General features: G+C 61.0%; 10 protein-coding genes. 5 read left to right on the forward strand and 5 right to left on the reverse strand.

What is annotated here, in order from left to right:
• Window positions 1-82: 82 nt before the first annotated feature.
• The 3 genes from A6U98_RS06075 (at window position 83) to A6U98_RS06085 (ending at window position 2,487) form a co-directional block, all read left to right on the forward strand.
• Window positions 83-736, forward strand: a complete 654-nt coding sequence (locus tag A6U98_RS06075) for a TetR/AcrR family transcriptional regulator (protein ID WP_064648588.1) — start codon at window positions 83-85, stop codon at window positions 734-736.
• Between the two features lie 72 nt (window positions 737-808).
• The gene (locus tag A6U98_RS06080) at window positions 809-1,498 is read left to right on the forward strand and encodes an orotate phosphoribosyltransferase (RefSeq protein WP_028731601.1); all 690 of its coding nucleotides are present in this window, start codon (window positions 809-811) and stop codon (window positions 1,496-1,498) included.
• 62 nt (window positions 1,499-1,560) lie between these two features.
• Window positions 1,561-2,487, forward strand: coding sequence for a carbohydrate kinase (locus tag A6U98_RS06085; RefSeq protein ID WP_064648590.1), 927 nt, complete (start codon window positions 1,561-1,563; stop codon window positions 2,485-2,487).
• Between the two features lie 172 nt (window positions 2,488-2,659).
• Here A6U98_RS06085 and A6U98_RS06090 read toward each other — a convergent pair whose 3' ends face one another.
• Window positions 2,660-3,040 carry a metalloregulator ArsR/SmtB family transcription factor gene (locus A6U98_RS06090; protein ID WP_062939842.1) on the reverse strand — a complete coding sequence of 127 codons (381 nt, stop codon included), beginning with the start codon at window positions 3,038-3,040 and terminating at the stop codon, window positions 2,660-2,662.
• 169 nt (window positions 3,041-3,209) lie between these two features.
• On the opposite strand from A6U98_RS06090, the gene A6U98_RS06095 reads away from it, so the two are divergent.
• Window positions 3,210-4,172, forward strand: coding sequence for an acyl-CoA desaturase (locus A6U98_RS06095; protein WP_064648592.1), 963 nt, complete (start codon window positions 3,210-3,212; stop codon window positions 4,170-4,172).
• Between the two features lie 80 nt (window positions 4,173-4,252).
• Here the strand turns inward: A6U98_RS06095 and otsA are convergent, their stop codons facing one another.
• The 3 genes from otsA to A6U98_RS06110 all read right to left on the reverse strand — a co-directional run bounded on the left by otsA (window position 4,253) and on the right by A6U98_RS06110 (window position 9,669).
• Window positions 4,253-5,659 carry an alpha,alpha-trehalose-phosphate synthase (UDP-forming) gene (gene otsA / locus A6U98_RS06100; protein WP_064648594.1) on the reverse strand — a complete coding sequence of 469 codons (1,407 nt, stop codon included), beginning with the start codon at window positions 5,657-5,659 and terminating at the stop codon, window positions 4,253-4,255.
• A gap of 546 nt (window positions 5,660-6,205) precedes the next feature.
• Complete coding sequence (pgi, locus tag A6U98_RS06105; protein ID WP_064648596.1) at window positions 6,206-7,831, reverse strand: glucose-6-phosphate isomerase; 1,626 nt, start codon at window positions 7,829-7,831, stop codon at window positions 6,206-6,208.
• A gap of 137 nt (window positions 7,832-7,968) precedes the next feature.
• Window positions 7,969-9,669 carry a long-chain fatty acid--CoA ligase gene (locus A6U98_RS06110; protein WP_064648598.1) on the reverse strand — a complete coding sequence of 567 codons (1,701 nt, stop codon included), beginning with the start codon at window positions 9,667-9,669 and terminating at the stop codon, window positions 7,969-7,971.
• A gap of 249 nt (window positions 9,670-9,918) precedes the next feature.
• Here A6U98_RS06110 and A6U98_RS06115 point away from each other — a divergent pair, with 249 nt between their 5' ends.
• Window positions 9,919-10,311 (forward strand): PRC-barrel domain-containing protein, encoded by a 393-nt coding sequence (locus tag A6U98_RS06115; RefSeq protein ID WP_011650296.1) that lies wholly within the window; start codon window positions 9,919-9,921, stop codon window positions 10,309-10,311.
• Window positions 10,312-10,580: 269 nt separating this feature from the next.
• Here A6U98_RS06115 and A6U98_RS06120 read toward each other — a convergent pair whose 3' ends face one another.
• Window positions 10,581-13,034 (reverse strand): glycoside hydrolase family 2 protein, encoded by a 2,454-nt coding sequence (locus tag A6U98_RS06120; RefSeq protein ID WP_064648600.1) that lies wholly within the window; start codon window positions 13,032-13,034, stop codon window positions 10,581-10,583.
• Window positions 13,035-13,071: the final 37 nt, after the last annotated feature.

The raw sequence follows: 13,071 nt of genomic DNA on the forward strand, positions 1-13,071 counted from the left end.
CCTACAAACAAGAGAAACTCTCTCATTTGCAAAATGAGATAATCTCTCTTATTTTGTTTGTCAACGTGGAAAAGGAGAGAGCATGTCGGAACAGCCGGCCGCAACGCGCAGGCGCCAGCAGGAGTCTACCGGCCAGCTGCGCCGCATTCCCAGCCAGCAGCGCGGCCGCGAGCGCTTCGAAAAGATCCTCACTGTGGCCGCCGAGCTGATCGAAAGCCATGGCAGCGACGGCTTGAAGATGAGCGAGATCGTCGAAAAGGCCGGTCTCTCCTTCGGGGCCCTCTACCAGTATTTCCCCGACAAGACCTCGATCATTCGGACATTGGCCGAGCGCTTCAACGAAGAGGGCAGGCGGTGTGTCGAAGAGGAACTGGCGAAGGTGAACGACGCTGCGGCCCTGCAGGGCGCGCTCGCCACGATCGTCGACGAATATTACGCCTTCTTCCGCCGCGAGCCCGTCATGCGCGATATCTGGCATGCGACCCATACCGACAAGCTGCTGCAGCAGGTGGATGCCGAGGACATGGAATTTCATGCCCAGGCATTTCTCGCCGTGCTGGTCCGCCTGTGGCCGGATCGCGACCGCAGGGAGCTGCTGGCGATCGCCCGGCTGACGATGCAACTGCTTGCCGCCGGCGTGCGTTATGCCGTTTCGCTGGATGCGGAGGAGGGCGCCCAGACAGTCGCTTTGTTCAAGAAGATGCAGATCGTTGATATCGGCCGTCTGCTGCAATAGCCCCGCCTTTCGTCTGGAAACGTCGGGCTCTTGCTGCTATTCCCGCAAGGATCCAAGCCGAAGGAGAGCCGCATGATCCAGACCACATTTCCCGACCGCGCCGTGATGGCCGAATTGCTGGCCAAGATGCTCTGGGAGATCAAGGCGGTGCATTTCAATGCCGCCCAGCCCTACAAACTCTCCTCCGGCATGGCGAGCCCGGTCTATATCGATTGCCGCAAGCTGCTCTCCTTCCCGCGCATCCGCTCGACGGTGATGGATTTCGCCGCCAGCACCCTCTTGCGCGATGCCGGTTTCGAGCAGTTCGATTGCATCGCCGGTGGCGAGACCGCCGGCATTCCCTTCGCCGCTCTGCTTGCCGATCGTCTCGGCCTGCCGATGATCTATGTCCGCAAACAGCCGAAGGGCCATGGCCGCAACGCCCAGATCGAAGGCAACATGCCGGAAGGGTCGAGGGTGCTCGTCATCGAAGACCTGACGACGGCCGGCGGCAGCATGTTCAAGTTCATCGATGCCGTCCGTGCCGCCGGCGGCGTCGTCGATCATGGCATCGCGCTGTTCTTCTACGGCATATTCGGTGAACAGCGCTTTGCCGATGGAAAGGTCAGGTTGCATCACATCGCCACCTGGCGGAATGTTCTCGCCGTCGCCAAAGAGCAGAAGCTCTTCGACGACAAGACGCTGTCGGAAGTCGAGGCCTTCCTCGATGCGCCGCTGGCCTGGTCGGGCAGGAATGGTGGCGTAAGTGAGCTTTCGCTCTAGCCTGTTGACAAAAGCCCACTTAATCGGTTGATGAACGTATAAATGCTGTTGGGAGGAATTCGATGATTTTGTGCTGCGGCGAAGCCTTGATCGACATGCTGCCGAGGGACACGACGCTGGGCGAAAAGGGCTTTGCTCCCTATGCCGGCGGCGCCATCTTCAACACCGCCATCGCGCTCGGCCGCCTCGGCATTCCCACGGCCTTCTTCACCGGCATCGCCGATGACATGATGGGCGAAATCCTGCTCGAGACGCTGAAGGCGAGCAATGTCGATTACAGCCCATGCGCCATCACGCCGCGTCCCTCGACCATCGCCTTCGTCAAGCTGGTGAACGGCCAGGCGACCTATGCCTTCTACGACGAAGGCACGGCCGGCCGGATGATCACCACGGCCGACCTGCCTGTTCTCGGCGACGATTGCGAAGCCTTGCACTTCGGCGCAATCAGCCTGATCCCCAGCCCCTGCGGCGAAACCTATGAGGCCCTGCTCGACCGCGAAGCCGCAAGCCGCGTCATCTCGCTCGATCCGAACATTCGTCCCGGTTTCATCAAGGACAAGCCGTCGCATATGGCCCGTATCAAGCGCATGGCCGCAAAAGCCGACATCGTCAAATTCTCCGACGAGGATCTCGAATGGTTCGGCCTGCAGGGCGACCATGATGCGCTCGCCGCCCATTGGCTGAACCACGGCGCCAAGCTCGTCGTCATCACCAAGGGCGCGGAGGGTGCTTCCGGTTATACCAAGGATCGCAAAGTCACGGTGCCGAGTGAGCGCGTCACCGTCGTCGACACGGTCGGCGCCGGCGATACCTTCGATGCCGGCATCCTGGCGTCGCTGAAGATGGATAATCTGCTGACCAAACGCCAAGTCGCCTCGCTCGATGAAAAGGCGCTGCGCAACGCCCTGGCGCTGGGTGCGAAGGCGGCGGCCGTCACCGTCTCCCGCGCGGGCGCCAATCCACCCTGGGCGCGCGAGATCGGGCTTTAAAGCTCGATCAAGCCTCCGCCCCTCATCCGCCTGCCGGCACCTTCTCCCCGTAAACACGGGGCGAAGGGGATCTGCCGCGCTCTCTCCGTTCCCCTTGACGTCCCGCATGGCACGTCCCCTCTCCCCGTTCTTCACGGGGAGAGGGTTAGGGTGAGGGGCAAATCTCGAACGCTTATTTCGCGGGCTTCGCCGGCACCAATCTGCCCCGGGTGCGCGCCTGGCTTTCCTTCTTGATCGGCCGACCGACCGGGCAGACCTCCTGCACGAAGCCGTTGAGCGTATTGACGAGATTGTTCTCGATCAGGGAGTAGTGGACGAACTGGCCCTGTTTCTCTCGTCTGATCAGCCCCGCAGCTTCGAGGATGGAAAGATGCTGCGAAACGGCTGGCTTGGACATGCTGAAGCGGTCCGCGATCTCGCCAGCGGTCAGACCCGATGCCGAGAGATAGGCGAGGATCTTCCGGCGCGGCGCACTGGAAAGCGCGTGAAATACCCGCTGGGCGGCGCTGACGGAACGGCCTTCCACGGCGTCATCGAAAGTCTCTTCGTCCAAGTCCGGTCTCCGTGCCAGCGGCATCATCGCATCGATCCGTTAATCAATTAAGGAATTAATGCATTGCTTAATTGATTCCGTTCATGCAAAGTAATTAGGTAATTTCTTAAATAATGAATTGGTAGGCGATGTTCAAGTAGAGAATGCGCCCGATGGGAAGGAGTTTGTCATGAGCAGTATTTCCACTGGACGAATGATCGACAACGGGAGCGATCCGGTGAAGGGCAGAGTGGTCTGGATGCCCGCAAAGTCGATCTGGATCACCGCGATGACCTTGATTGCCATCATTGGTGGCCCACTGACCTTCACCTGGAGCGCCTTTGCCGTCTTTATCCTCTTGACCGCCATCACGATCTGCCTTGGTCATTCGGTCGGCATGCACCGGCTGCTGATCCATCGCTCATTCAGCACTCATATCTGGATCGAGCACTTTCTCGTCTATCTCGGTACGCTGGTCGGCATGGCCGGCCCCTTCGGCATGATCTACGCGCACGACATTCGCGACTGGGCGCAACGGCAGCGAGACTGCCATGACCTCTACGCCCATCGGCGGTCTTTCTTCATCGATGCCTTCTGGCAGATGCATTGCATCGTGGCGCTGGACCATCCGCCGCGTTTCGTCCTCGACGAGCGCGAGCGGCGCGACCGCTTCTATCGCTTCCTGGAGGCGACATGGATGGCGCAGCAGATCCCCTTGGGACTCGCGCTCTTTGCGCTCGGCGGACTGCCATGGGTGGTTTGGGGTATTGTCGTGCGGATATCCGTGTCGCTGACCGGACACTGGCTGGTCGGTCATTTCGCGCATCGAGCCGGCCATCAGGGCTGGAGTGTCGATGGTGTCGCGGTGCAGGGCTATAACCTGCCGCGTTTCGGGCTGGTGACCTTTGGCGAGAGCTTCCATGGCAACCATCACGCCTTTCCGGATTCGGCGCGGCTCGGCATCGAGCCGGGGCAACTGGATCTCGGTTGGTATTTCATCCGGCTGCTGGCAAGGCTCGGTCTGGCTTCGGCGATCAAGCTCCCACACATGATCGTGCCAAGGCGGGGATTGAGACGCATCGACGCAATTGTAACGGCGGGCGACAGTCATCCGCCACATCACGCAGCAGGTCGCGCGGAATCTCGCCCGTAAGTGCCTCCTCCTTGCCGCAACGTCTCGATTCCCTCTACTCTCCAGAGGCCAGGACGGGTCGACGCCGATCGATCAGGAGCCTATCCGGGGTCACGCTCCGGGCGAAGCTCGGGAGCAAGCACCAGATCCCCCAAGAAGTTTTGGCACCAAAGTGAGACGTCGTGGGTTAGCAGATGCTCCATCATCATGCTCCAGCGGTCGCGGCGCTCCTCCAGCGACATGGCAAGGCCCTTGGCGATGGCATTGGCAGTGCCTTCGACATCGTAAGGATTGACCAGCAGCGCACCCTTCAACTCTCGAGCCGCGCCGGCGAAGCGCGATAGCACCAATACGCCCGGGCGATCGGGATCCTGAGCGGCGACATATTCCTTGGCGACGAGGTTCATGCCGTCGCGCAGCGGCGTGACCAGCCCGATCGTCGCCAGCCGGTAGAGGCCGGCAAGCACGTTGCGGCTGATCGATCGGTTGACATAGCGGATCGGCACCCAGTCGACCGTTCCGATGGCGCCGTTCACGCGGCCGGCCTGTTCGGCGACCATCTTCTGCATATGCTCGTATTCGGGAACTTCCGATCGCGATTTTGGCGTGACCTGCAGATAAGTGACCTTGTTCTGGTAGGCAGGATTGCTGGTGAGGAAGGTTTCGAACGCTTCCAGTCGTTGAATGATGCCCTTCGAATAATCGAGGCGGTCGACCCCGATGATCATGTCCCGGCCTTCAACGCTGCGCCGGGTCTTCTGTACCATGATGTGGTTTGCGGCTCTCTCGGCGAACTCGGCGAAACCAGCAGTTTCGATCCCGATCGGATAGGCGCCGGCCTTGAAAATCCGCCCATGGGAATCGAACAATCCATGTCCGAGATCGTCGCCAATTCCCTCCCTTCTGAGATACCCGGCAAAGTTCTGGAGGTCGTAGTCGGTCTGGAAGCCGACGAGATCGTAATGCGAGAGCCCGCGCATGATTTCCTCATGGACGGGCATCGTGACGAGAATGTCGGCCGGCGGCCAGGGAATGTGCAGGAAGAAGCCGATCCGGTTTTTCAACCCCATTTGGCGCAGTTCGGCCGCCAGCGGAATGAGGTGGTAATCATGAACCCAGATGATGTCGTCCGGCTCGATCATCGGCGCCAACCTGTGAGCGAAGAAGCGGTTGACGCGGAAATAGCCGGCCATTTCCTTCCGGCCATATTCGGCGAGGTCCAGTCGATAATGGCAGATGGGCCAGAGAACGCGGTTTGCGAAGCCGCGATAATACTCCTCGACGTCGGTGTCGGTGAGATCGGTCAGCGCATAGGTGATGTTGCCCTTCTGCAGTTGCGACAGAGGGCCAGGTTCCCTGTCCCCGCTCGATTCTCCCGACCATCCCATCCAGATGCCGCCCCGCTCCTGCAGGGCTGCCTGCAGCGCGACGGCCAGGCCGCCGGCAGCGGCGCTCCCATCTTTGGCCGGCATGGGAACACGATTGGAAACGACGATAAGACGGCTCATGAGCTTCCTTTAGTGAAGATGGGAGATGAAACGCTGTGCGACGAGCGTCTTGAGGCATCTCCTGAACTTGGCAGGGACCATGCAGTGAAGGCGCCGACGTCAACAGAGCCGACCCGAACGCGAGCGGCCCGGTGCAGATGCCAACAAGAACAACGAACGGAGCATTTTCCGCACAGATTTTGCTTGAATCTAGGGCGATTCCCGCGGATTGAAAGAATTCATTCTACAATTTTTGATTAGAAGAACGTTCAATCCGGTTTCGCATGACGAAGCCCATCGTGCGGATGCACCGAGCCGGCTGATATCAGTTCATCATTTGCGGCGGCAATGTCGATGTTGGCGCCAATCCGCCCCAGCGCGTGAGATTGGTTTGTAAGGTTAGAGCCAGCGTCAGCCCTCATCCGCCTGCCGGAACCTTCTCCCCGTTCTGACGGGGAGAAGGGAATATGCCGCGACCTCTCCGTTCCTCACTCGCCTCTCGCAGGGCACGTTCCCTCTCCCCGTCAGAACGGAGAGAGGGTTAGGGTGAGGGGCAATCTCGATCGCTTACTTCGCCAACTTCGCCAGTGCCGCAACCAGGCCCTGCGTCGAGGAGTCGTGCGATGCCGCACTTTCCTTGCCTTCGACGACCGGCAGCAGGCCCGTCGCCAGTTCCTTGCCGAGCTCGACGCCCCACTGGTCGAAGGAATTGATGCGGAAGAGCACGCCTTCGACGAAGACGCGGTGTTCGTAAAGCGCGATCAGCCGGCCGAGCGCATAAGGGGTCAATTTGTCGTAGACGAAGGTGATCGACGGACGGTTGCCGGTAAAGACGCGGTGCGGCGCGATGAAATCGGCCTTTTTGTCGTCCATGCCCTTGTCGGTCAGCTGCTTCTTGGCTTCTGCGAAACTGCGTCCCCTCATCAGCGCTTCCGACTGGGCGAGAACGTTGGAGATCAGCAGCTGGTGCTGGTGGCGCAGTTCCGGCTCGAAGGCGTTGGCTGCGATCATGAACTCGGCCGGGATGATGCTCGTGCCCTGATGGATCAGCTGGTAGAAGGCATGCTGGCCGTTGGTACCGGGCTCGCCCCAGACGACCGGGCCGGAATTGCCTTCGACCGGCGTGCCGTCGATGGTGACGCCCTTGCCGTTCGATTCCATGTCGAGCTGCTGCAGATAGGCCGGGAACCGCGACAGGCGCTGGTCGTAGGGCAGGATGGCGCGGGTGGGGTAGCCCAGCACATTGCGATGGTAGAATCCGATCAGGCCGAGCAGCATCGGCAGGTTCTCGGTAATCGGTGCCTTACGGAAATGATTGTCGACGGCATGAGCACCGTCGAGGAACTTGGCGAAATTCTCCGGCCCGACGGCGATCATCAGCGGTAGGCCGATCGCCGACCAGATCGAGTAACGGCCGCCGACCCAGTCCCAGAAGCCGAAGACGCGGGCGCTGTCGATGCCGAAAGCGGCGACCTTGTCGAGCGCCGTCGAGACGGCGGCGAAGTGGTGCTGCACGGCGGCTTCGCCGAGCGCCTTGGCGATGAAATTGCGCGCCGTCTGCGCATTGGTCATCGTCTCGACGGTGGTGAAGGTCTTCGAGGCGACGATGAACAGCGTCGTTTCCGGCTGCACCAGCTTCAGGATATCGGCGATATGGGCGCCGTCGATATTGGAGACGAAATGGGCGCGCGGGCCGTCATGGAATGGGGCAAGCGCCAGCGTTGCCATCACCGGGCCGAGATCCGAGCCGCCGATACCGATATTGATGACATCGGTGATCGCCTTGCCGGTGGCGCCCTTCAGCGTGCCGGAGCGGACGTCGTCGGCAAACTTGCCCATGGCGGCAAGCACGGAATTGACGTCGGGCATGACGTCCTTGCCGTCGACCAGAACCGGCGTGTTGGAACGGTTGCGCAGCGCGGTGTGCAGAACGGCGCGGTCCTCGGTGAAGTTGATCGCCTTGCCGGAGAACATTTCCTCGCGCTTCGTCTCGACGCCGCCTTCTTCGGCGAGCTTCACCAGGAGCTTGAGGATGTCGTCATTCACCGCAGTCTTGGAAAAATCCATCAGCAGGTCGTCAAGCGCGACGGAAAAGCGCGAAAAGCGCTGCGAATCGGCGGCGAAGGCGGCACGGATATCGGTTGCCTTGGTGGCATCAGCGGTGCTTTTCAGCTGTTCGACGATGGCGTTCATGGGAGGCTCCTTTGGAGGCGGAAAGGTTGCGGAAACTATTCGCTTTCTCACCCGCAAATCAAGTTCAGCCACCTGCCGAAATGGAAAAAAGCCACCCGCGGCAAGCGGATGGCTTTATTTTCATCAGATCGTCAAATTCAGCCGCGCAGGTCCTTACGCAGGATCTTACCAACAGGCGACTTCGGCAGCTCGGTGCGGAATTCGATGAAGCGCGGCCGTTTGTAGTTGGTGAGGTTGGCGATGCAATGGGCTTTCACCTCCGCTTCCGTCAGGTTCGGATCCTTCCTGACGACGAAGAGCTTCACTGCCTCGCCCGAATGTCCGTCCGGCACGCCGATGGCTGCGGCCTCGAGGATGCCGGCATGCATGGCGGCGACTTCCTCGATCTCGTTCGGATAGACGTTGAAGCCGGAGACGAGGATCATGTCCTTCTTGCGGTCGACGATCTTGGTATAGCCGCGGTCGTCCATGAAACCCATGTCGCCCGAGCGAAAGTAGCCGTCGTCGGTCATCACCCGCGCCGTTTCCTCAGGCTTCTGCCAGTAGCCGGCCATCACCTGCGGCCCGCGGATGCAGATCTCGCCGACCTCGCCTGATGGCAGCGAATTGCCCGCCTCGTCGCGGATGTCGAGTTCGGTGGAGGGAAGCGGCAGCCCGATCGTGCCGGTGAACTCCGCCGAATCAAAGCGGTTGGCGGTGGCAACGGGCGATGTCTCGGAAAGGCCGTAGCCCTCCGTCACTGACGTGCCTGTCATCTTCAGCCAGCGGTCGGCGACCGGGCGCTGCACAGCCATGCCGCCGCCGAGCGACATGATCAGCGAGGAGAAGTCGAGCTTGGCGAAATCGGCATTGTTCATCAGCGCATTGAACAGCGTGTTGAGGCCGGGGAAAATATGCACCTTCGACTTTTCGAATTCCTTGACGAGACCGGGAATGTCACGCGGATTGGCGATCAGGATATTGTGGGCGCCGAGCGACATGCCCATCAGCGAATTCACCGTCAGCGCGAAGATATGGTAGAGCGGCAGGGCGCAGAGGAAATTCAGCACCTCCGGCTCTTTCTTGCGCTCGAAGGCCGATCGCAGCCAGAGCGACAGCTGCACCTTGTTGGCGAGCAGGTTCTGATGCGTCAGCACCGCGCCCTTGGCAACGCCCGTCGTGCCGCCGGTATATTGCAGGAAGGCGATGTCGCTGCCTGTCAGCGTGACCGGCTGGAGCTTTTTTCCCGCACCTTCGCGGAGCACCTGGCCGAAGCTCTTATGCTGAGGGATCGACCAGGAGGGAACGAGCTTTTTCACCTTGCGCACGACGAAGTTGACGATCAGCCCCTTCGGCCCCAGCATTTCCCCAAGCGAGGTGACGACGACATGGCGCAGATCGGTCTTGTTGAGGACCTGCTCCACCGTGCGGGCGAAATTCTCCAGCACGAAGATCGCCTTGGCGCCGGAATCCTTCAACTGGTGTTCGAGTTCGCGCGGCGTATAGAGCGGGTTGACGTTCACCACCACCAGGCCGGCGCGCAGGATGGCATAGGTGGCAATCGGGTTCTGCAGCACGTTCGGCATCATCACGGCGACGCGGTCGCCCTTCTGAAGGCCGGTGCTTTGCAGCCAGGCGGCGAGTTTGCGCGTCTGGCTCTCCAACTCGCGATAGCGCATCCCTTTTCCCATACTGGAGAAGGCGGTCCGGTCGGCGTAACGGGCGCAGGATTTTTCCAGCAGTTCGGCAAGCGAGGCATATTCCAGCGGCGGAATCTCTGCCGGAACGATATCGGGATAGGCGGCAAGCCAGGGTTTGTCGGGCTTGGCTCCGTTCGGATGGACGGAAATGCTGTTCATCTTTTTCCTCTCTCCCTTGCTGCCACCGCCGGCGCCGAGCCGGCAATCGACTAGAAGGATCCTCCATCTTCCAGTCCGGCAGCTTATGCCATTGCCTGAACGGTTCAAGCCGAATGAAGCTATACTAACCTTGACGTAAACGTCAACAATCGCTCGCTGCCCGATCGTTGGACGGATGGGGAACTTTGAGTCCGCCATGACGTTGATCTTGCATACTCACCATGAGGAAACACCCAAAGGAGGTGCACAATGTTGAACCAGGATACTGACGCCACCCGCCGTGACCCGAATGTCAAGAGCACACACTCGCTGATCGCCAGCGACCGCGTCGAAGGCACTCGTGTGTATGGGGCCGATGGCAAGCATATTGGCTCGATCGAACGCTTGATCATCGGAAAGCTCGACGGCCGTGTTGCCTATGCCGTGCTGAGCTTCGGCGGCTTCCTGGGCATCGGCCACGATCACTATCCGCTTCCCTGGGAAAAGCTGAACTACGACACCCAGCTGGATGGCTATCGCATCGACCTGACCAAGGAGCAGATCGAAGGCGCCCCGAGCTATTCGGACGATGACGACACCTGGTACAACGACAATGGCCGCCGGGTCTATGATTACTACGGCGTGCCGCCCTACTGGATGTAACGTCGTCCGATAGGCCGAGCTGGAAGGGCCCCGCGGATGCGGGGCCTTTTTGGTGTTTGGCGATGAGATCGTTCCTCACGTGGGTTCTTTGGTTGGATCCGCTGCTGTCAGGTTCGTACCGATGGCTGCCCCTCACCCTAACCCTCTCCCCGCCTGCGGGGCGAGGGGACGTGCCCTGCGAGAGGTGAGCGGGGGACGGAGAGGTCGCGGCGTATCCCCTTCTCCCCGCAGGCGGGGAGAAGGTGGCGGCAGCCGGATGAGGGGCTCTTCTAACGTCCGGCAACAAGATCGTTGGCCGACCACAGAACGGTGCCGATGACAATATCGTCTGCTACGATCGTCTTTGCCGTCTTGACCGCAAACACATGGCTCTCGCCCGGCAGCAGCGTCACCAGCATCGAATCGACAACGGCATCCGGATCCAGCCGATCGGCCATCAGGCAGAGATCCTTGAGGAAATTTTGCGCCGTCACCTTGATCGCATACCCGCCGTCGATCCCGACGACATCGACAGTCAGCCGCGGTGCCGGCAGGGCAAGCTCGATATCCTCGACGAAATAATGGAAGGCCCGCCTGTCCAGCATCTGCACGACGATCACCTCGTCCTTCGGTAAGCCAGGAGTGACGATCTCCTCGGGCAGCGGAAATTCCTTTGCTTCGAAACGGTCGCAGAGCAGGCGCCAGAATTCGAATTCGGCCAGCACGGTGCCGTCGAGCTTCACGCGTTTACCGCTGATCTTCGCCCGCCAGAACAGGGTGCGTTCATTGACGGCCACCGCGGCAAGCCCGCCGCCGCGCGGCTGGATCGTCAGCAGGCGCGGATCATAGGCTGCCTTCAGCGCGTACCAGAGCGGCTTGCGGCGTCCGGCCGAATCGAGCGCGGCCCAGGAGGTCACCGGCCAGCAATCGTTGAACTGCCAGACGACAGCACCCTTGCAGATATTCCGATGCGAGCGCATGTGCTCGACGCCGAAGCGGATGGCGCGCGCCTGGTTGAGCTGGGTGGCGAAGTGCCAATCGTCCATTGTCCGCGGCTCCGGCAGATGGCCGGACAGGCCGCGGATCAGCTTGTCATTGCCCTCAGTCGCCTTCTGATGGTGGAAGACGCCGTTCGATTGCGGCGTCAGCGGCGCGTCGTGCACGCTTTCTTCGATCGTCGCCCAGGCAGCCGGCGCCTGCCAGCCAAATTCGGAGCAGAAGCGTGGGATATAATTGCGGTAGACCTCGTAGCCGACATCGTTCCACACGTCCCAGATATGTTTGCAGCCGTGTGCGTCGGCATTGGGTTCGATTTCCATCGAGCCGGAATAGGGGCTGCCAGGATAATAGGGTCGTTCTGGATCGAGTTCGGCGCAGAGGCGCGGCAGCAGGTCGAGATAATAACCGAGGCCCCAGCTTTCGCTTGCCTTGATGATCGGCCGCCAGCCCCATTCGTCGAAGCCCCAGATGTTCTCGTTATTGCCGTTCCAGAGGACCAGCGAGGCATGCGGCATCAGCCGCACGACATTGTCACGCACCTCCGCCTCGACCTCGCTTCTGAGCGGCTCCTCCTCCGGATAGGCGGCGCAGGCAAAGAGGAAATCCTGCCAGACCAGCATGCCGGCACGGTCGCAGGTCTCATAGAACTCGTCGGCCTCGAAGATGCCGCCGCCCCAGACGCGCAGCATGTGAATATTGGCGGCCTTTGCCTCCTCGATCCGCGCGGCATAACGCTCAGCCGTCACCCGCGGGGGGAAACAATCGTCCGGAATCCAGTTCGCCCCGCAGATGAAGAGCGGCACGTCGTTGATGACGAAGGTAAAGGCCGAGCCATGCTCGTCGGCGGAGGTATCGAGCCGCAGCGAGCGGAACCCGAGTTCGCGCTGATAGCTGTCGAGCAGATCGTCGCTGGCGTCGTCGACCAGCCGGAGCATCATCGGATAAAGCGGCTGCGCGCCAAGATGGTGCGGCCACCAGAGCTGCGGCGAGGGGAGGGCAAGCGCGAAGGAACCCTCGTCTTCGTCAGCGGCGATCGCCACCGTCTTGGTCACGCCGCCGATTTCGGCGATGAGCCTCAACGGCGTCGTGTCGCCATGCCGCGCCAGCCTGGCATGCACCTTCACCAGTCCGTCGCCGCCGGCAAGTGTCGCCGACACCCGCGTTTCGGCAAGCCGCGCCCGATCCCAGCTTTCCAGCCGGACGGGCTTCCAGGCACCCGCCGTCACCAGGGTCGGCCCCCAATCCCAGCCGAAGTTGCAGGCCATCTTGCGCATCAGATTGCCCGGCCCCGGATAGTTGTTGGGACGATAGCCGTAATGTTTTTCCATCTCCGCGCCATAGGAGTAGGCGGAGCGGAAGGTGACCGTCAGTTCGTTCACACCGGACTTCAGCAATCCGGAAACATCGAAACGATAGGTGCGGTGCATGTTGAAGGTGCGGCCGATCTCTTCGCCGTTGAGGGATATCACCGCGACCGTATCGAGCCCGTCGAAGACCAGTTCATGCACCCTGCCATCGTCTGGCATCGCCTCGAAGCTGCAGCGATAGGTCCAGTCGGTCTTGCCGACCCAGTCGTTGGTGATCTCGTTGACGTCGATATAGGGATCGGGGATCAGCCGGTTGGCGAGAAGGTCGAGATGAACGCAGCCCGGCACCGTCGCGGGTATCGCAGCCGGCATGCCGGGTCTTGCTGCATCGTTACAGGAGAGCGTCCAGCCGGAATTGAGCGCAGTCTTTTCGATCATGGCGGGCTCCTGATGTATGCCGCTTGAAGCTGTGGGA

This window comes from Rhizobium sp. WYCCWR10014 (assembly GCF_001657485.1).
Taxonomy (GTDB): domain Bacteria; phylum Pseudomonadota; class Alphaproteobacteria; order Rhizobiales; family Rhizobiaceae; genus Rhizobium.

What these genes read in the sequence shown, in the direction of transcription:
- A6U98_RS06075 (WP_064648588.1), top strand. Translation starts at nt 83, where the DNA reads ATGTCGGAACAGCCGGCCGCAACGCGCAGGCGCCAGCAGGAGTCTACC.
- A6U98_RS06080 (WP_028731601.1), top strand. Translation starts at nt 809, where the DNA reads ATGATCCAGACCACATTTCCCGACCGCGCCGTGATGGCCGAATTGCTG.
- A6U98_RS06085 (WP_064648590.1), top strand. Translation starts at nt 1,561, where the DNA reads ATGATTTTGTGCTGCGGCGAAGCCTTGATCGACATGCTGCCGAGGGAC.
- A6U98_RS06095 (WP_064648592.1), top strand. Translation starts at nt 3,210, where the DNA reads ATGAGCAGTATTTCCACTGGACGAATGATCGACAACGGGAGCGATCCG.
- otsA (WP_064648594.1), bottom strand. Translation starts at nt 5,659, where the DNA reads ATGAGCCGTCTTATCGTCGTTTCCAATCGTGTTCCCATGCCGGCCAAA.
- pgi (WP_064648596.1), bottom strand. Translation starts at nt 7,831, where the DNA reads ATGAACGCCATCGTCGAACAGCTGAAAAGCACCGCTGATGCCACCAAG.
- A6U98_RS06110 (WP_064648598.1), bottom strand. Translation starts at nt 9,669, where the DNA reads ATGAACAGCATTTCCGTCCATCCGAACGGAGCCAAGCCCGACAAACCC.
- A6U98_RS06115 (WP_011650296.1), top strand. Translation starts at nt 9,919, where the DNA reads ATGTTGAACCAGGATACTGACGCCACCCGCCGTGACCCGAATGTCAAG.
- A6U98_RS06120 (WP_064648600.1), bottom strand. Translation starts at nt 13,034, where the DNA reads ATGATCGAAAAGACTGCGCTCAATTCCGGCTGGACGCTCTCCTGTAAC.